The following is an 18,688-nucleotide window of genomic DNA, read 5'->3' as shown; positions in this document are numbered from 1 at the left end:
ACGCCGTGAACCCATCCATGGGGGCTCGTAGGCGCCATCCATGGCGCCTGCGGTCCCGCCAGCCCACCCCGGCCGGCCACGGACAGGTTCCGTGCGCGCCAGCCACGGAGTGAAGAAGGCAAGGCAGAAGCGGGTCGCGGCGCTGCGCTTGCTCGGAGCGGAGCATGGCTCCGCTCTACAGAAGATTCATTCCCCAGACGGAACTCATCCACGCATGGCGTGGATCTACCGAACGCGCCGGGAGAGTGTCGAAGGCGGGGAGGGGTGAGGTTGCGGGGGCGTGAGCCGCATGGATGCGGCGACCGAGCTTACAGGGACGTACTTGCAGCGTCCCCCGCAATCTCACCCCTCCCCGCCAACCCCTCAGCCCAGCCGTTGCTGTTGACGTTGCTCCAGCGGGTGCAGGGCCGCAGGCCCTGCAATACAGAAAACCCTTACTGGCCCCGCAGGCGGCTGTGCTTGAAGCCGTAGCAGAAATAGATCACGAAGCCGACGAACGTCCACACACCCATCAGCATCCAGTTGTGCATCGTCATCGCCGACAGCAGCGCCAGGCAGCTCAGCACGCCCAGGGTGCAGATCAGCCACGCCATCGGCATGCGGAACGGACGCGGCAGGTCCGGCTGGGTGCGGCGCAGGATCAGCACGCCCGCACACACGGCCGCAAACGCGATCAGGGTGCCCATCGAGGTCAGTTCACCCAGGATGTCCAGCGGGAACAGCGCCGCCAGCAGGGCGATGCCGATGCCGGTGATGACCGTGTTGATGTGCGGGGTGCGGTACTTCGGGTGGATCTTGGTGAACACCGGCGGCAGCAGGCCATCGCGCCCCATGATCATGAAGATGCGCGGCTGGCCGATGATCATCACCAGCACCACCGAGGACAGGCCGACCAGGGCGCCGACCTCGACCACCCAGCGCAGCCAGCCCAGCTGCGGGTGCGCCGCCACGGCGGTCACCACCGGTTCGTCGGTGCCCAGCAGCTGGTACGGCACCAGGCCGGTCATCACCGCCGCCATGGCGATGTACAGCACCGTGCAGATCACCAGCGACAGCATCATGCCGATCGGCATGTCGCGCTGCGGGTTCTTCGATTCCTGCGCCGCCACCGACACCGCCTCGAAGCCGATGTAGGCGAAGAACACCATGGCCGCGCCGCGCAGCACGCCTTCCATCCCGTACTTGCCCGGGCCTTCGTTGGCCGGGATGAACGGGGTCCAGTTGCTGGTGTCCATGTACTTCCAGCCGACCACGATGACCAGCACGATCAGGCCGGTCTTCAACACGACCATCGCCATGTTCATCGCCGAGGACTTGCTGATGCCGACGTAGCACAGCCAGGTCAGCAGCAGTACCAGGATGGCGGCGGGCAGGTTGGCGATGGCGCCGGTGGGGCGCAGCTGCGCGTCCAGTGGTGCACTGACCAGCGCCGCTGGCAGGTGGATGTCGAACTGGCTGAGCAGGCTGAGGAAGTAGCCGGTCCAGCTGACCGCCACCGCCGAGGCCGATACGCCGTACTCGAGCACCAGCATCCAGCCGATGAACCAGGCCGAGAGTTCGCCGAAGGTGGCGTAGGTGTAGGTGTAGGCGCTGCCGGACACCGGCACCATCGAGGCGAACTCGGCATAGGCCAGCGCGCAGAAGGCGCAGCAGACCGCGGCCAGCACGAAGGACAGCATGATGGCCGGGCCGGCATGGTTGGCCGCGGCCTGGCCGGTGATGACGAAGATGCCGCCGCCGATGACCGCGCCGATGCCCAGCGCGGTCAGGCCCCAGGGGCCGAGGTGGCGGCGCAGGCTCAGGCCGTTGGCGTCTTCATGGGCGGCATGCGGGTGCTTGGTGGCCCACAGTTGCTTGAACATGTGTGTCGATCTTTTCGAAGCGCGCCGCGGATGGCGCGCGGGGAGAAACGGACGGGCCGGCGCGAGGCCGGCCCGTAGGCACATCAGGGAGACTTGGCCAGCTTGCTGTTGCGGATGCCGTAGCCGAGGTAGATCAGCAGGCCCAGCACGGTCCAGCCGACGAACAGGTGCCAATGCACCACGAACGCCTGCCAGAACAGGAACAGGCAGGTGGCCGCGCCCAGCGGGCAGATGATCCACACCGCCGGCACGCGGAACGGGCGGTGCAGGTCCGGCTTGGTATAGCGCAGGACCAGCACGCCGATGCAGACGGTGGCGAAGGCCAGCAGGGTGCCCATCGAGACCAGTTCACCCAGCACGTTCAGCGGCACCAGGCCGGCCAGTGCAGCGGCGATCACGCCGACCACGATCGTGGCCCAGTACGGGGTGCGGAAGCGGGCGTGGACCTTGCCGAAGAACTTCGGCAGCAGGCCGTCGCGCGAGATCGTGTAGGCGATGCGGGTCTGGCCCATCATCATCACCAGGATCACCGAGGACAGGCCGGCGATGGCGCCGATCTCGACGGCGGTCTTCAGCCACGCCAGCTGTGGGTAGCCTTCCAGCGCGGTGGCCACTGGCTTGTCGGTGCCCAGCAGGTGGTACGGCATCATGCCGGTCAGCACCGCGCAGACGATGATGTAGACGATGGTGCACACGGCCAGCGAGCCGAGCAGGCCGATCGGCATGTTGCGCTGCGGGTCCTTGGTTTCGCCGGCGGCGGTGGAAACCGCGTCGAAGCCGATGTAGGCGAAGAACACGATGGTGGCGGCGCGGAAGATGCCGCTCCAGCCGAACTCGCCCGGCCCGGTGTTTTCAGGGATGAAGGGGTGCCAGTTGCCCGGATCGATATGCGCCGCGCCGATGCCGATGAACAGGCAGATGACGGTGACCTTGATGGCCACGATGATCGCGTTGACGAAGGCGGACTGGGTGACGCCGACGTACAGCAGGCCCGACACCGCCGCGATGATCAGCACTGCCGGCAGGTTGAACAGCTTGCCGGAGGCGACGAACTCGCTGCCGGTCCAGGCGATCGGCGCTGCACTGAGCGCGTCCGGGAACGGCATGTTCAGCGTGCTGGTGAGGAAGCTGATCAGGTAGGCCGACCAGCCCACCGCGACCGAGGCCGAGGCGAACAGGTATTCCAGCACCAGGCACCAGCCGATGAACCAGGCCATGCCTTCGCCGAGGGTGGCGTAGGAGTATGAGTAGGCGCTGCCGGAGACCGGCATCATCGCCGCGAACTCGGCGTAGCACAGGCCCGCCAGCGCGCAGGCGAAGCCGGCGATGACGAACGAGAGCATGACCGCCGGGCCGGCATGGTTGGCCGCGGCCTGGCCGGTCAGCACGAAGATGCCTGCGCCGATCACCGCACCGATGCCGAGCATGATGAGGTGTTTCGCCGTGAGGGTCCGTTTCAACGTGGCTTCGCCGTCCAGGCTGCCTTCGATGGGTTCGCCAGCATCGACGTGCCCGGCCGGTTGAACCGGCTTGACCCTCAACAGTGCTTTCAGCATGCAGAACTTTCCTGATGATCGGATTGGGGCCGCCGATGCGTTGCCGGCGGCCTGGAATGGTGAAGGCCGCGCGAACGGCCCGCTGTACCTTAGCCAAAGCTGAAGCCACCGCACAAGCGCAATCGCAACAATGACCGGCGATAATGGGCAGTATTTTTCCGATTGCCCCGCATTCATGAATCAACCTGCCGAATCCCTTGCCGCGCTTGATGATCAGCTGCGTGGCCTGCTGCATGACTACGCCCGCCGGGAGCCATCCCACGACGCGCTGGCTGCCGAATTCAGCACATTGATCGACGACCCGCAGGATCCTTTCTGTCGTGAACGTCTGGCCGGGCACTTCACGGCCAGCTGCTGGCTGGTCAGTGCCGACGGCCAACGCCTGCTGCTGACCCACCATCGCAAGCTGCAGCGTTGGCTGCAGCTGGGCGGCCATGCCGATGGCGACCGCGACCTGGGACGCGTGGCGCTGAAGGAAGCGGAAGAGGAATCAGGCCTGGCCGGCTTGGTCCTGGATGACCCGGCCATCTTCGACCTGGACAAGCATTGGATTCCCGAACGCACCGACGTGCCCGGGCACTGGCACTACGACGTGCGTTTCGTGATCCGTGCCGTGGGGGGCGAGGCGTTCGTGCTCAGCGAGGAATCGCTCGACCTGGCCTGGCGCCCGGTGGCCGAGGTTGCCGAAGATCCGGAATCGGACGCATCAATGCAGCGCATGGCCCGCCGCTGGCTGTCGTGCTGACAGGGGCAGCCACGCATGGCGTGGCTCTACTGCAGTAGATCCACGCCATGCGTGGATGGCGCGGTGTCGGATGCATTTCCGCCGGGCACGGCCCGGCGCTGCCGTCGTGCGGGCCGGGCCATGCCCGGCGACGCCTTCATCAATACAGAATGCGGGTGCGCAGGGTGCCCGGAATGGCCGCCAGCTCGTCACGCACCGCACCGGCCTGTTCCTCGCTGGCGGTGATGTCGATCACCACGTAGCCCACCTTCGGGTCGGTGCGCAGGAACTGGCCGTCGATGTTGACGTTGTGCCGCGAGAAGATCTCGTTGACCTTGGACAGCACGCCGGGCACGTTCTGGTGGATGTGCAGCAGGCGCAGGCTGTCGGCGTGCTCGGGCAGGGTCACTTCCGGGAAGTTGACCGCCGACAGGGTGCTGCCGTTGTCGCTGTAGCGCACCAGCTTGGCCGCCACTTCAATGCCGATGTTGTCCTGCGCTTCCAGGGTGCTGCCGCCCACGTGCGGGGTCAGGATGACGTTGTCGTGGCGGGTCAGCGGCGATTCGAAGATATCGCCATTGCCCTTGGGCTCGACCGGGAACACGTCCAGGGCCGCGCCGCCGATGTGGCCACTGGCCAGGGCCGCGTCCAGTGCGTCGATATCGACCACGGTCCCGCGCGCGGCATTGATCACGTGCGCGCCGCGGCGCATCTTCGCCAGCTCGGTGGCGCCGATCATCCACTGCGTGGACGGGGTTTCCGGCACGTGCAGGGTGACGATGTCGGCGCGCGCCAGCAGGTCGTCCAGGCTGGCGGCGGCACGGGCATTGCCCAGCGACAGCTTGGTTTCCACGTCGTGGAAGATCACCTGCATGCCCAGCGATTCGGCCAGCACGCCGACCTGGGTGCCGATGTGGCCGTAGCCGATGATGCCCAGCGTCTTGCCACGCACCTCGTGGCTGCCGCTGGCCGACTTCGACCAGCCGCCGCGATGGCATTCGGCGTTCTTCTGCGGAATGCCACGGGTCAGCATGATGGCCTCAGCGATGACCAGCTCGGCCACGCTGCGGGTATTAGAGTAGGGCGCGTTGAACACCGGGATGCCGGCCAGCTCGGCCGCGTCCAGGTCGACCTGGTTGGTGCCGATGCAGAAGCAGCCCACCGCGATCAGGCGCTTGGCCTCGGCCAGCACCTCGGCGCTGAGCTGGGTGCGCGAGCGGATGCCGACGATGTGCGCCTCGGCGATGCGCGCCTTCAGTTCGTCCTCCGGCAGCGCCTTGCTGTGCGCTTCGATCTGGCTGTAGCCGGCGGCGCTGAACACCTCCACGGCGGTCTGGCTGACCCCCTCCAGCAACAGCACGCGGATATCCTGCTTCGGGAACGAGGTCTTCTTCGGCGACATGGTACGGCACGGCCAGTGGGACAGGGGCTGACCACTATGCCAGATCGGCGCGGCCATGGTGCAGTGCGGAAATAGTTGCATCCGTAGCCATTCCGGGTGATTGCCGGGGCTGGACGCTGGCCCGCGGCGCTGGCACGCTTGCCCGTTCTTCACGCACCGCGCTGGACCGTCATGACCGATTCCCGCATCGCCTCGCTGCAGCAGGCCTGTCCCGGCCTGAAGCTGAAGACCGACCCTGCCGACCTGGAGCATTACGGCCGCGACTGGACCCGGCGCTGGACCCCGGCGCCACTGGCCATCGCCCTGCCGGCATCGGTGGAGGAGGTGCAGGCCGTGATGCGCTGGAGCGCGGCGGAGGGCGTGGCGGTGGTGCCTTCCGGCGGTCGCACCGGCCTGTCCGGCGGCGCCGTGGCGGCCAACGGCGAGCTGGTGCTGAGCCTGGAGCGGATGAACAAGGCGCTGGCCTACGATGCGGTCGACCGCACCCTGGTGGTGCAGGCGGGCATGCCGCTGGAGGCACTGCACAACGCCGCGCTGGACCACGGCTTGATCTACCCGGTGGATTTCGCCGCGCGCGGCTCGTGCTCCATCGGCGGCAACATCGCCACCAATGCCGGTGGCATCCGCGTGATCCGCTACGGCAACACCCGCGAATGGATCGCCGGGTTGAAGGTGGTCACCGCCAGTGGCGAACTGCTGGAACTCAACAAAGGCCTCATCAAGAATTCCAGTGGCTACGATTTCCGCCAGCTGATGATCGGGTCCGAGGGCACGCTGGGCGTGATCGTCGAGGCCACGGTGAAGCTGACCGATCCGCCGCCGGCCAGCAACGTGATGCTGCTGGCGGTGCCGAGCTTCGACGTGCTGATGCAGGTGTTTGCGGCCTTCCGCGCACGCCTGCAGCTGCAGGCCTTCGAATTCTTCACCGAGCGCGCGCTCGAGCATGTGCTGGCCCACGGCGCGCAGGCCCCGTTCGACGAGGTGCACCCGTATTACGTGGTCACCGAATTCGCCGCCAACGATGAGGCGCAGGAAGCGGCGGCCATGGCGGCCTTCGAGGACTGCATGGGCAACGGCTGGGTCAGCGACGGCGTGATCAGCGCCAGCGATGCTCAGGCGGCGCAGCTGTGGCGCCTGCGCGAGGGCATCACCGAAGCGGTGGCCCGCTACAAGCCATACAAGAACGATGTCTCGGTGCGGATCTCGGCGATGCCGGCGTTCCTGGCCGAGACCCAGGCACTGATCGGCGAGGCGTATCCGCACTTCGACGTTGTCTGGTTCGGCCACATCGGCGATGGCAACCTGCATATCAACGTGCTGAAGCCGGACGACACCAGTGATGCCGATTTCGTGACCCAGTGCGAGCACGTGACCAAGCTGCTGGCGCAGGTGCTGGCGCGCTTCGATGGCAGCATTTCGGCCGAACATGGCATCGGCCTGGTCAAGAAGGGCTACCTGGACAGCACGCGCGGCCCGGCGGAAATCGCGCTGATGAAGGCGGTCAAGCGCGCCTTCGATCCCGAAGCGCGGCTGAATCCAGGCAAGCTGTTCGACGCCTGATGCAGGCAAAGACTTCACACAACCATTACGCTCCCTGCAACTCCACTGATGGCCTGACCACGATGACCCGTCCGCTCCTGCTGCTCGCCCTGCTGTCCCTGCCGCTGGCCGGCTTCGCTTCCAGCTTCGCTGGCACCTCGGCGGGTTCGGCCACCGGTGCGTCTTCCGGTTCCTCGGGCAGCAGCTCGGGTGATGACAAGGTGGTGCTGGCTGCGCGCGATGATGCTGCCGCATTCGTGGCCAGCGACGGCCAGATCCGCGGTGCGCGCCTGCAGGCGGCGCTGGTGCACCTGCGCGAGCAGGATGCCGCTGCCCAGCAGCAGAGCGATCTGCAGCTGGCCCGCGCGCTGCTGGCCCGCTGAACCGGCCTTCCGGTAGTGCCGGCCGCTGGCCGGCAACGCCATGACATCTGCACGAAACGCAGCCACGCAGGGCGTGGCTCTATTGCTGATCGCGCACGCCGCGCATGCGGCCGATCGCCTGCAGCTTGATCCCGCCGGACTGAGCGAGCCGCAGCAGCAGCTGGCCCGGCAGACGCTGGACGATGTGCAGGCACTGCTGCCGGATGGCCTGCTGCGCGCGCTGCCTGCGCAGGTGCGGGTGTCGTGGCGCGATGACCTGCCGGGGCAGGTGCACGGCCGCGCATTCGCCGGACGCATTGCGCTGCGCCTGGATCTGCTGGATGACAGCCAGGCGGGGGCGCGCCGTGCGCGTCGCAGCGCGCTGGTCCACGAACTCACCCATGTAGCAGACCGCAGCGGCGCGAACTGGTCGCACAGCGCGCGCTGGCGTGATCTGGCCGGTTGGCAGCGCAGGCCCTGGCACCTGGGGCGCGGCGACAACCACTTCAGCGACCGCAGCCCGGATCGCTACGAACTGACGGACCCGGCTGAATACCTGGCGGTGAATGCCGAGCGTTTCGTGCTCGACGCCGAATTCGCCTGCCGCCGTCCCGCCTTGGCGCAGTGGTACCAGCAGCATTTCGGCACGCCGCCCTCCTTGCCGACGGTGCAGTGCGATGGCACGGTGCCGCTGCTGCAGGCTGAGGCGGAGGAGGGCGCGGCGTCGTTGCTGCAGCTGGATCCTGCCCGCGTCTTCGCCGTCGATTACCTGTTCGCCGAGGGCAGTGCGCAGCCGATGAGCCGCTGGGGCCACAGCATGCTGCGCCTGGTCATCTGCCGCCCGGGCCGCGCGCCGGGGCCGGATTGCCGGCTGGATCTGGAGTATCACCGCGTCCTGTCCTTCCGCGCCTTCGTCGGCGACGTGCAGATTTCCAACTGGCGGGGGCTGACCGGCGGCTATCCGTCGCGGTTGTTCGTGTTGCCGTTGCAGCAGGTGGTGGACGAGTACACCAAGGTCGAACTGCGCGGGCTGCAATCACTGCCGCTGGCGCTTGATCGCAGCGAAATCGCCAGCCTGCTCGAGCGCACCGCACAGGTGCACTGGAGCTATGACGGGCGCTATTACTTCGTCAGCAACAACTGTGCGGTGGAAACCGCCAAGCTGCTGCAGGCCGGGGTTCCACGGCTGGGCGAGGCCGGCCTGGCCCAGCTGACCCCGCGCGGGTTGCGCCGGCGACTGGTGCGGCTGGATGCACTGGATGAGCGGGTGCTGGACGACCGTGCCGGCGCGCAGGCCCAAGGCTATTACTTCGCATCGGCACGCGACCATTACCAGCAGTTGTTTGCGGTTGCTGCCGCGCAGAACTCCCTGCCGACGCACGATGTGCAGGCTTGGCTGAAGCTGCCCGCGCGGCAGCGTGCGCCGTGGCTGCTGCAGGGCGATGTGCGCGCGAGCGCCGGGTTGCTGTTGCTGGAACAGGCCGCACAGCGCCGTGCTGAGCTGCGGGCGCGGGACACCCTGAAGCGGCGCCTGCTGGCCGCGCTGGAAAGCGAGGCCACCGCGCAGCTGCGCGGCCTGCTTGAACAGAGCGGGCAGTGGTTGCGGCCGGGTCGCCTGCTGGCCGATGGCGGCTATGGGCTGCCGCTGGCCGAAGAGCAGGCCGTGGTTGCCGGGGCCGTGGCCACCGCCAGTGCAGCGGCCGTGCCCGGCTGGCAGTCGCTGCGCCAGCAGCTGCGCGTGCAGCTGCCTGCCGGGCAGCGGCAGGAACTGGATGACATCGACGCCAACCTCGCGGCCCTCGGCCAGCGGCTGCGTGAGCAGGCCGCCGCACCGGTCGCGGGCGTCGCCGTTCCCTGATCAGGGCGTGCTGCGGCTGCGGTCAGGCGGCTTTCAGGCCCTGCCGGTGCCAAGGTGGTACGGTCAGGTGTCCTCAGCAGTATCGACAAGGAGTCGAGCCATGCGTGTAGTTCCCGGCCTGTTGGCAGCCTCCCTGGGCATCCTCCTCACCGCCTGCCAGCCTGCGGCAGCACCTCCCGCAGCGGCGACCGCCGCCGATCTGCCGCCACCCGTGCCGGAGCCGGCGACGGAGGCCGCAGCCGCCAGCGAAACCGCTTACCGCTGCGGCGACCTGGATGTCCAGGCGCGCTTCGAGGGCGAGGACGCGGCGACGGTGACGATCGGTGAACGCCGCTTCGCGCTGCGCGCGGAACGGGTGGCGTCCGGGGCGAAGTACAGCGATGGCAAGGGCAACAGCTTCTGGGCCAAGGGCAGCGATGATGGCCTGTTGAGCCTGAAGGGTGAGCCCGATCGCGAGTGCCATGCCCAGCAGGGCATCGAAGGCGATGGCAGCGCGGGCAAGGCCGCATTCCGTGCCACTGGCAACGAGCCCGGCTGGCTGGCCGTGGTCGACGGCGATGCGCCGGGCCTGCAGGTGGACGTGGACTACGGCGAGCGCCGTTTCCAGGTAGCCGCGCCCACCACCGGTGCGGATGGCTGGGCGGGCAAGGCTGCCGATGGCACCGACATCAAGCTGAGCTTCCAGCGCACCACCTGCCAGGACAGCATGAGCGGCGAATCGTTCGAGGCCAAAGCGATGCTGACCGTCGGTGCTCGCCAGTACCACGGTTGCGGCAATTTCGGCGGCAGATAAGCGCAACCCTGTAGAGCCGAGCCCATGCTCGGCTCCACGGGATGCGATAGCGCTTAGTCGGCGCGGCCGGCGAATTCGCCGGTGGCGGTGTTCACCAGCACGCGCTCGCCGTTGGCGATGTACTCCGGCACCATGATTTCAATGCCGGTGTTCAGCTTGGCCGGCTTCGGGCGCTTGGTGGCGGTGCCGCCCTTCAGCTCCGGCGGGGTTTCAATCACTTCCAGCACCACCGAGGCGGGCAGCTGGATCGCCACCGGCTGCTCGTCGATGACCTGCACATAGATGCCGGTCAGGCCGTCGGTGATGTAGCCGGCGTCGTCGCCGATCACGTCGGCGTCGAGGGTGTAGGGGGTGTAGTCCTCGTCATCGAGGAACACGAACGCATCGCCGTCCTTGTACGAATAGGTGGACTGGCGGCGCAGCAGTTCGACTTCGACCAGGTTGTCGTCGGCATCGAAGCTGGCGTCGAGCTTGTTGCCACCCGGCACGCTGTACATGATGAAGCGGAAGCGGACGTTGCCGCCGCGGCCCTGCGGCGAGCTGCGTTCGATGTCGCGGATCTGGTACACGCCGTTGTTGTACTCGACGACGTTGCCCTTCTTGATGTCGTTGGCTTTCATGATGTTGTTGGTCGTTGGGGGTGGGCGCCGTCCCGGCGCCCGGGGGGAATCACTTCGGAGCGAGGCGGGTAGCGCCGTCCAGGCGGATGGTCTCGCCGTTGAGATAGGTATTGCCGAGAATGAAGCCGACCAGGCTGGCGAAGTCGTCCGGCTTGCCCAGGCGCGACGGGAACGGGATGGACGCGGCCAGCGACTGCTGCACGGCTTCGGGCATGCCATCGACCATCGGCGTCCAGAACACGCCCGGGGCAATGGTGTTGACGCGGATGCCGAACCGCGAGAGCTCGCGGGCCATCGGCAGGGTCATCGACACCACGCCGCCCTTGCTGGCGGCATAGGCGGCCTGGCCGATCTGGCCTTCGTAGGCGGCGATGCTGGCGGTGTTGATGATCACGCCGCGCTCGCCGTCTTCGCCAGCGTCGTTGTGCTGCATGCGGTTGGCCGCGGCCTTGGCGACGTTGAAGCTGCCGACCAGGTTGACCATCACCGTGCCCTGGAAGCCGGCCAGCGGCATCGGACCCTCTTTGCCCAGCACGCGGCCGGCGCCGAGGATGCCGGCGCAGTTCATCGCCACGTTCAGGCCGCCGAGGAAATCGTGGGCCTGGTCGATGGCTGCGGCAACGGCCGCCTCATCGCTGACGTTGACGTTGAAATAGCGGGCCGTGTCGGCGCCCAGCCCGGCTACGGCGGCCGCGCCCTTGTCGTCATTGAGGTCGAACAGGGCGACCTTGCCGCCGTTGGCGACCAGGTGCTGGGCCACGGCCAGGCCGAGGCCGGAAACGCCGCCGGTGATCACGGCACGTACGGAAGACAGCTGCATTGAACGGTCCTGCAGGTTCGAGAACCGCCGATTCTAACGGAAGCCACGGCGCGCGCCGTTGTGCGCCGCTGCAAAGCGGTATGCGCCCCAGTGCCCCGCAGCCAGGCATGGCCTGGCTCTACCCGGCGAGGTCCCGGGCCATCTCCGGCGGGTCGCGCCCGCGCAGGCGCCGCTTGAACTCATCGGGGGGCAGGCCCGGGGCGAACAGGAAGCCCTGGCCGATGGTCACCCCCAGTCCCAGCAGGCACTGGCGCTGGGCCTCGGTTTCCACGCCCTCGGCCACCACTCCCAGGCCCAGGCTGCGGGCGATCGCGCAGACCGCCTCGCACACGGCCACGTCCGAGCGGTTGCGCGGGATGCCCTCGACGAACAGCTGGCTCAGTTTCAGGCCATGGATCGGCAGCCGCCGCAGGTAGTTCAGCGCACTGTAGCCCTCGCCGAAATCGTCGATGGTCAGCATCACGCCCATCTCGCGCAGGCGGGCGAAGGTGCGCAGGGTGTCCGGCGCGTCCTCGATCAGCACCCGCTCGGTGAACTCCAGTTCCAGCACCGTGCCGGGCAGCTCGAACTCGTCCAGCACCTGCCGTACCCAGCGGGCCAGGTCCTCGCCGACGAACTGCCGCCAGGAGACGTTGACCGCCACCCGCATCGTCTCCAGGCCATCGTCCTGCCATTGGCGTATCTGGCGGCACGCCTCGCGCAGCGCCCACTGGCCGATCCGCACGATGTCGCCGGTGTGCTCGGCGTGGCGGATGAACAGGTCCGGGCGCATCTGCCCCAGTTGGCCGTTGTGCCAGCGCATCAGGGCCTCGCAGCCGGTGATGGTCCCGGTGCGCAGGTTGATCTGCGGCTGGTAGACCAGCCGGAACTCGTCGCCGTCCAGCGCCTTGTGCAGGCGGCTCTCGATCTGCAGGCGGTCGTTCTGGCGCTCGGCCAGCTCCTGCGAGAACACGTGCCAGCCGTTGCGGGTGCGGCGCTTGCACTCGTACATGGCGGTGTCGGCGTTCTGGATCAGCTGCTGGGGGCGGTCGCCATCGCCGGGGGCCTTGGCAATGCCGATGCTGGCGGTGACCTGGAATTCATCGCTGCCCAGCTGGAAGGGGGAGGAGAACGCGGCGGTGATGCGCTCGGCCAGCTGCTCGGCCTGGTCGGGCTGGTCGCGCAGGTCGCAGATCACCAGGAACTCGTCGCCACCGAAGCGGGCGAGCAGGCCTTCGGTGCCGATGGCCGTGGCGATGCGCCGGGTCGCTTCGATCAACAGCTCGTCGCCGGCGTTGTGGCCGAGCAGGTCGTTGACGACCTTGAAGCGGTCCAGGTCGATGTACAGCACCGCCACCCGGTCGTGGCCGGGGCTGCCCATGCGTACGCCCAGGTCGGTGAGCACCGCATCGCGGTTCATGATGCCGGTCAGCGGGTCGGTGCGCGCCTGCACGCGCAGGGTCTCCTCGGCCTGCTTGCGTTCGGTGATGTCCTGCACGGTGCCGGTGATGCGCGCGGCATCGACATCGCCGGTGGACACCTCGCCGATCATCCGGATCCAGAACGAATGCCCGTCGCGGCGCTGGCCCTGCAGTTCCAGGCCGAAGCTGCTGCGGTGCTCGATGGTGTCGGCCAGCGCCTGCTGCAGGGAGGTGCGGTCATCACTGCGCAGGCAGTCGAGCAGGTCGGTCATGTCCTGCAGGTCGTCGGGCTGTCCGACGATGCGCCGCGCCTCGTCGGTCAGGTACAGGCGCTGCAGGCTGCGGTCCCATTCCCAGCCGCCGATGTGGGCCAGCGATTGCGCGCGCGCGAACAGCAGGTTGTTGCGCTTGAGCTCGGTGATGTCGCTGAACATCGAATAGACATGGTCGGCCTGGTCGCAGCCGGTGCCGAACACTGGCACGTTGGTGGTCGACAGCCACAGCATGCGCCCGCGCGGGCGGTGGTACAGGCCGATGATGGTGCTGCGGATGACCCGCCCGGCCTGGAAGCAGCGGATGGTCGGCCACTGCGCCTGGGTGAGGGTATTGCCGTGCTCGTCGACGATCAGCCAGGCCTCGGGATCGAGCAGGGCATCAAACGCATTGCCGTTGCTGGTGATGCCCAGGATGCGGTGCGCGGCCGGGTTGGCCGAGATCACCCGCAGGTTGCGGTCGAACAGGATCACGCCCTTGTCGATCGATTCCATCAGCAGGCGGTAGCGCGATTCGGCACGCCAGCGCCCGCTCAGGTCGCGCGCCACGGCCACGATGCAGGGCTGGCCATGGTCCTGGAAGCCGGCCGAGTGCACTTCCACCGGGAAGCGGCTGCCATCGCCGCGCATGTTGGTCACTTCGATGACGTAGGTGTCACCGCGGTTCAGTGCTTCCCAGACGGGCTGCAGGTGGTCGCTGGGCAGGTCGGGATTGAGCAGTTCGATCGGCTGGCCGACGATGGCCTCGCGCGGGCGGTCGTAGGCGTGGACGCCGGCGCGGTTGACGTCCAGCACCACGCCGTCGGCGCTGAGGATGCTGACCGGGTCGGGCACCGCATCGAACAGGGCGGCGTAGCGTTCCTGTGCTTCGCCCATGCGCAGGCGGGCGTCGATCAATGCCTCCATCGCCTGCCGCAGCAGGCGGGCCTGGGCGGCGGGCGGGGCGCTGGCCAGCGCGGCCTGCAGTGCGGCCAGCGCGTCGTCGGTCACGGCGGATGGTTCGCCGTACACCGGAACGTCGCGCGGGCCGCTGTCGTTCATGTCGCCGCCAGGGCCTGCCCGACCCGGCTGGCAGTGGCACGGCCGAGCAACCCGGCCAGCCAGCGGCCGGTTTCAGCCAGGGCCGGCAGGTCCACGCCGCACTCCAGGCCCAGGCCCTGCAGCAGGTAGACCACGTCCTCGCTGGCCACGTTGCCGCTGGCACCCTTGGCATACGGGCAGCCGCCCGCACCGGACACCGCACTGTCGACCACGCGCACGCCTTCTTCCAGGCAGCTGGCGATGTTGGCGATGGCCTGGCCATAGGTGTCGTGGAAGTGCACGGCCAGTGCGCCCATCGGGATCTCGGCAGCGACCGCTTTCAGCATGGCCCGCGCCTTGTGCGGGGTGCCGACGCCGATGGTGTCGCCCAGCGAAATTTCGTAGCAGCCCATGTCATGCAGGGCGCGCGCGACGCGCACCACGTCGGCCAGCGGCACGTCGCCCTGGTAGGGGCAGCCGAGCACGGTGGAGACGTAGCCACGCACACGCACGCCGTCCTCGGCGGCGCGTTGGAGGATGGGCGCGAAGCGGGCCAGCGACTCGTCGATGCCGGCATTGGTATTGGTGCGGTTGAAGGCCTCGGAGGCGGCGGTGAACACCGCCACTTCCTGCACGCCGACGGCACGCGCCCGGTCATAGCCCTGCTCGTTGGGCACCAGCACCGGGTAGGCGATGCCGGCGCGGCGGTCGATGCCGGCGTAGACCTCGGCCGCATCGGCCAGCTGCGGCACCCAGCGCGGGCTGACGAAGCTGGTCGCTTCGATGGTGCGCAGGCCGGTGGCGGACAGGCGGTTGATCAGCGCGATTTTGTCGGCGGTGGCCACCGCCTGCTTTTCGTTCTGCAGGCCGTCACGCGGGCCCACTTCGACGATGCGGACGAAATCGCTCATCGACGCACCTCCGTGGCGGGCAGGGTGGGGCGGGCGGCAGGGGCGGAAGCGGGTGCGATCACGAGGGTTCCTGGAGAACGGGGGCAACGCGGTCTCCACCGGGCTGCCAACAGGGATACGGAGGTCGGCCGCGAAAGCGGCCACGTTCCTGCGCGGGAATCAGTCAAAGGGGTGGCAGACGGCCACGACGTAGTTGCCGTCGGGGTAGATCAGGCCTCCGTCACCCAGTGCGGGGCACGCTTGTCGAGGAAGGCGCCGAGGCCTTCCTGGCCCTCGGCCGACACGCGCAGGCGTGCGATCAGGGCGGCATTGTCGCGGTCGAGGGTGTCACGGTCATGGCTGTCGCGGACCTGCCGCACCAGCTCCTTGGCAGACGCCGAGGCGATCGGGCCGGCCTTGTCCAGCAGGGCCAGCTGGCGCTGCACGGCGTCGTCCAGGCGCTCGGGCTCGACCAGCTGGTGAACCAGGCCGATGCGCAGGGCGGTTTCCGCGTCGAAGTGCTCGCCGGTGGCAAACCAGCGGCGGGCCTGGCGCGGGCCGATGGCCTCGATCACATAGGGCGAGATCACCGCCGGCAGCAGGCCCAGGCGGCTCTCGGTCAGGCCGAACCGGGCCGCGCTGGTGGCGATGGCGATGTCGCAGCAGGCGACCAGGCCGACGCCGCCGCCAAAGGCTGCGCCATGGACCCGGGCCAGGGTCGGCTTGGGCAGCTCGTCCAGGGTGCGCATCAGCCGCGCCAGCGCCAGCGAGTCCTCGCGGTTCTCGGCCTCGCTGGCCGCGGCCATGCCGCGCATCCACTGCAGGTCGGCACCGGCCGAGAAGGACGCGCCGTGGCCGGCCAGGACCACCACCCGCACTGCGGGGTCGCGGCCGGCGGCCTCCAGGGCAGCGGTCAGCCGGGCGATCAGGCTGGCATCGAAGGCATTGTGCAGCTCCGGCCGGTTCAGCCAGAGGGTCAGGACGGCGCCATCGCGCTCGATCAGCAAAGCATCGTTCATGGGAATCCGGGGTTACTCCATACCTGTATGGATCATAGCGGGCCATTGGTCATGGGCCATGACGCGACGCGGGAATGTTAGAATCGAGAACCATTTACATCCAGCTGAGATCGCGCTAGATGACGCTGTCCGAACTGCCCCTGCATACCCCGGCCGCGGTCGATTCCGTGCAGGACCTGCACGCCAACGATGCCATCGCCCGGCGCCTGCGCGAGCTGGGCTTCGTCAAGGGCGAGGAAGTGCGCCTGGTGGCCAAGGGGCCGGTCGGTGGCGAGCCGCTGCTGGTGCAGGTCGGGTTCACCCGTTTCGCGCTGCGTATCAGTGAGGCCAAGCGGATCGTCATCGACACCGCCCGTCCGGAGTTCCGTGCATGAATGCTGCCGTCAACGCCGCCCCGCTGCGCATCGCGCTGGTCGGCAACCCCAACAGCGGCAAGACCGCGCTGTTCAACCAGCTGACCGGCAGCCGGCAGAAGGTCGCCAACTACACCGGCGTCACCGTCGAGCGCAAGGAAGGCCGCCTGCGTGCGCCGTCCGGCCGCGAGTTCGCCGTGCTCGACCTGCCCGGCGCCTACAGCCTGCAGCCGGCCAGCCTGGACGAGGCGATCACCCGCGACCTGTGCCGGGGCTTCTACCCGGGCGAGGCTGCGCCGGATGTGCTGCTGTGCGTGATCGACGCCACCAACCTGCGCCTGCACCTGCGCTTCGCGCTGGAGCTGCGTGAGCTGGGCAAGCCGATGGTGATCGCGCTGAACATGGTCGATGCGGCCCAGCGCCGTGGCATCCGCATCGACGTGGCCGCGCTGGAACGCGAGATCGGCGTGCCGGTGGTGGAAACCGTGGCCGTGCGCAAGCAGGGCGCCAGGGCGCTGGTCGATCGCCTCGATGCGATGGTGCCGCACCTGGATGCGCCGCTGGCCGGCGTCGAGGGCGGCATCGATTACCACGCCAAGGTGCGCAGCATTCTTTCGGCCGCCGTCACCATGCCGGCGCGCACCGCGAAGATCGATGACACGCTGGACCGCTGGCTGCTGCACCCGGTGTTCGGCCTGATCACCCTGGTGGTGGTCATGTTCCTGATCTTCCAGGCGGTGTTCGCCTGGGCGACCCCGCTGATGGACGGCATCGAAGCCGGCTTCGGCTGGCTGGGCGAGTTCGTTGGCGGCGTGCTGCCCGAAGGTCCACTGACCAGCCTGCTGACCGACGGCATCATCGCCGGCCTCGGTGGCGTGGTGGTGTTCCTGCCGCAGATCCTGATCCTGTTCGCCTTCATCCTTGCGTTGGAGGAGTCGGGCTACCTGCCGCGCGCGGCCTTCCTGCTCGACCGCATGATGGCGGGCGCCGGCCTGTCGGGCCGTTCGTTCATCCCGCTGCTGTCCAGCTTCGCCTGTGCGGTGCCCGGCATCATGGCCACCCGCAGCATCCAGGACCCGCGCGATCGCCTGGCGACCATCCTGGTGGCGCCGCTGATGACCTGCTCGGCACGCCTGCCCGTGTATGCGCTGCTGATCGGTGCGTTCATCCCGGCCGGCAAGGTCGGCATCTTCAACCAGCAGGGCCTGGTGCTGTTCGGCCTGTACGTGGCCGGCATCCTCAGCGCGCTGGTGATGTCGTGGGTGATGAAGAAGTGGCGCCGCGACAAGAGCGAGCACCCGCTGATGCTGGAACTGCCGTCCTACCGCCTGCCGCACGTGCGCGACCTGGCCGTGGGCCTGTACGAGCGCGGCATGATCTTCCTGCGCCGGGTGGGCGGCATCATCCTGGCCCTGACCATCCTGCTGTGGGTGTTGCTGACCTTCCCGGGCGCCCCCGCCGACGCCACCATGCCGGCCATCGACTACAGCTATGCCGGCCAGATCGGCCATGCGATGACCGCGATCTTCGCGCCGCTGGGCTTCAACTGGCAGATCTGCATCGCGCTGATCCCGGGACTGGCCGCGCGCGAAGTGGCGGTGTCCTCGCTGGCCACGGTCTATGCGCTGTCGGCGGCGGACGATGATGCGGCCATCTCGGCGCTGTCGCCGGTGGTGGCTGATGGCTGGTCGCTGGCCACCGGCCTGGCGCTGATGGTGTGGTTCATCTACGCACCGATGTGCATTTCCACCCTGGCCACCATCAAGCGCGAAACCAATTCGTGGAAGACGATGGGCTTCTCGGCGCTGTACCTGTTCGCGGCAGCCTACGTGGCGGCACTGATCACCTACCAGGTGACCGTGGCGCTGGGAGGCGGCTGATGGACGCCGGCCTGCTGGTCCAGTACCTCATCATCGCGGTGGCGGTGCTGGTCAGCGCGTGGGTGGTGCTGAAAAAACAGTTCCCCGGCACGGCGCGCAAGCTGCGTGGCACGCTGGCGCTGGCCCTGCTCAAGCCCGGTCGCGCCGCCTGGATGCAGGCGCTGGGGCGGAAGGTGGCGCCGCCGGCCAACGGCGGTGGCGGGGCGTGTGGTGGCTGCGACAGCTGCGGACCCAGCAAGAAGTAGAGCCGAGATCCTATGTTCGTGGTCAAGCCTGCTGGAAGCAGGCTTGACCCACTTTCAACATGGCTGGGTCGAA

16 protein-coding genes are annotated in these 18,688 nt (G+C 68.3%); 8 read left to right on the top strand and 8 right to left on the bottom strand.

Annotation, left to right across the window (positions count from 1 at the left end; genetic code table 11):
• Window positions 1-434 precede the first annotated feature (434 nt).
• Window positions 435-1,862: an amino acid permease gene (locus tag AC3WL7_RS18225; RefSeq protein ID WP_079221723.1), complete on the bottom strand. Its 1,428-nt coding sequence runs from the start codon at window positions 1,860-1,862 to the stop codon at window positions 435-437.
• Window positions 1,863-1,945: 83 nt separating this feature from the next.
• A complete protein-coding gene (locus AC3WL7_RS18220) occupies window positions 1,946-3,418 on the bottom strand; it encodes an amino acid permease (protein ID WP_492752259.1) in 1,473 nt (490 codons plus the stop codon).
• A gap of 130 nt (window positions 3,419-3,548) precedes the next feature.
• Here AC3WL7_RS18220 and AC3WL7_RS18215 point away from each other — a divergent pair, with 130 nt between their 5' ends.
• The gene (locus AC3WL7_RS18215; RefSeq protein ID WP_492752257.1) at window positions 3,549-4,163 is read left to right on the top strand and encodes an NUDIX hydrolase; all 615 of its coding nucleotides are present in this window, start codon (window positions 3,549-3,551) and stop codon (window positions 4,161-4,163) included.
• Between the two features lie 139 nt (window positions 4,164-4,302).
• Here AC3WL7_RS18215 and serA read toward each other — a convergent pair whose 3' ends face one another.
• Window positions 4,303-5,544, bottom strand: coding sequence for a phosphoglycerate dehydrogenase (gene serA / locus AC3WL7_RS18210; RefSeq protein ID WP_079221726.1), 1,242 nt, complete (start codon window positions 5,542-5,544; stop codon window positions 4,303-4,305).
• 171 nt (window positions 5,545-5,715) lie between these two features.
• Here serA and AC3WL7_RS18205 point away from each other — a divergent pair, with 171 nt between their 5' ends.
• The 4 genes from AC3WL7_RS18205 (at window position 5,716) to AC3WL7_RS18190 (ending at window position 10,096) form a co-directional block, all read left to right on the top strand.
• Window positions 5,716-7,104 carry an FAD-binding oxidoreductase gene (locus tag AC3WL7_RS18205; protein ID WP_312736839.1) on the top strand — a complete coding sequence of 463 codons (1,389 nt, stop codon included), beginning with the start codon at window positions 5,716-5,718 and terminating at the stop codon, window positions 7,102-7,104.
• Between the two features lie 62 nt (window positions 7,105-7,166).
• Window positions 7,167-7,466, top strand: coding sequence for a DUF2388 domain-containing protein (locus AC3WL7_RS18200; protein ID WP_079225213.1), 300 nt, complete (start codon window positions 7,167-7,169; stop codon window positions 7,464-7,466).
• A gap of 40 nt (window positions 7,467-7,506) precedes the next feature.
• Window positions 7,507-9,303, top strand: coding sequence for a DUF7844 domain-containing protein (locus AC3WL7_RS18195; RefSeq protein WP_492752252.1), 1,797 nt, complete (start codon window positions 7,507-7,509; stop codon window positions 9,301-9,303).
• A 100-nt stretch (window positions 9,304-9,403) separates the two neighbouring features.
• Window positions 9,404-10,096, top strand: coding sequence for an MliC family protein (locus tag AC3WL7_RS18190; RefSeq protein WP_492752250.1), 693 nt, complete (start codon window positions 9,404-9,406; stop codon window positions 10,094-10,096).
• A gap of 53 nt (window positions 10,097-10,149) precedes the next feature.
• Here the strand turns inward: AC3WL7_RS18190 and yeiP are convergent, their stop codons facing one another.
• The 5 genes from yeiP to AC3WL7_RS18165 all read right to left on the bottom strand — a co-directional run bounded on the left by yeiP (window position 10,150) and on the right by AC3WL7_RS18165 (window position 16,137).
• Complete coding sequence (gene yeiP, locus AC3WL7_RS18185; protein ID WP_079221730.1) at window positions 10,150-10,716, bottom strand: elongation factor P-like protein YeiP; 567 nt, start codon at window positions 10,714-10,716, stop codon at window positions 10,150-10,152.
• Window positions 10,717-10,765: 49 nt separating this feature from the next.
• Window positions 10,766-11,536: an SDR family oxidoreductase gene (locus tag AC3WL7_RS18180; RefSeq protein WP_108759333.1), complete on the bottom strand. Its 771-nt coding sequence runs from the start codon at window positions 11,534-11,536 to the stop codon at window positions 10,766-10,768.
• A gap of 118 nt (window positions 11,537-11,654) precedes the next feature.
• On the bottom strand, window positions 11,655-14,249 hold the full coding sequence (locus AC3WL7_RS18175) for a sensor domain-containing protein (protein WP_492752243.1): 2,595 nt from the start codon (window positions 14,247-14,249) through the stop codon (window positions 11,655-11,657).
• Window positions 14,246-15,139, bottom strand: a complete 894-nt coding sequence (locus AC3WL7_RS18170; protein ID WP_492752239.1) for a hydroxymethylglutaryl-CoA lyase — start codon at window positions 15,137-15,139, stop codon at window positions 14,246-14,248. Before AC3WL7_RS18170 ends, AC3WL7_RS18175 begins: the two co-directional genes overlap by 4 nt.
• A 209-nt stretch (window positions 15,140-15,348) precedes the next feature.
• Complete coding sequence (locus tag AC3WL7_RS18165) at window positions 15,349-16,137, bottom strand: enoyl-CoA hydratase/isomerase family protein (RefSeq protein WP_079221734.1); 789 nt, start codon at window positions 16,135-16,137, stop codon at window positions 15,349-15,351.
• Between the two features lie 119 nt (window positions 16,138-16,256).
• On the opposite strand from AC3WL7_RS18165, the gene AC3WL7_RS18160 reads away from it, so the two are divergent.
• Genes AC3WL7_RS18160 through AC3WL7_RS18150 form a run of 3 tightly spaced genes read left to right on the top strand, consistent with a single transcriptional unit; the run spans window position 16,257 to window position 18,615 of the window.
• Window positions 16,257-16,511 (top strand): FeoA family protein, encoded by a 255-nt coding sequence (locus tag AC3WL7_RS18160; protein ID WP_492752230.1) that lies wholly within the window; start codon window positions 16,257-16,259, stop codon window positions 16,509-16,511.
• Entirely contained in the window at window positions 16,508-18,370 is a 1,863-nt protein-coding gene (feoB, locus tag AC3WL7_RS18155) for a ferrous iron transport protein B (protein WP_492752224.1), read from the top strand. Before AC3WL7_RS18160 ends, feoB begins: the two co-directional genes overlap by 4 nt.
• Window positions 18,370-18,615 carry a DUF6587 family protein gene (locus AC3WL7_RS18150; RefSeq protein ID WP_492752220.1) on the top strand — a complete coding sequence of 82 codons (246 nt, stop codon included), beginning with the start codon at window positions 18,370-18,372 and terminating at the stop codon, window positions 18,613-18,615. The genes feoB and AC3WL7_RS18150 overlap by 1 nt, the downstream gene beginning before the upstream one ends.
• The last annotated feature ends 73 nt before the right edge of the window (window positions 18,616-18,688 follow it).

Source organism: Stenotrophomonas sp. FW305-3-2-15-E-LB1, from assembly GCF_058787375.1.
The sequence above is the reverse complement of the archived record's forward strand: the minus strand, read 5'-3'. Positions and strand labels throughout refer to the sequence as shown.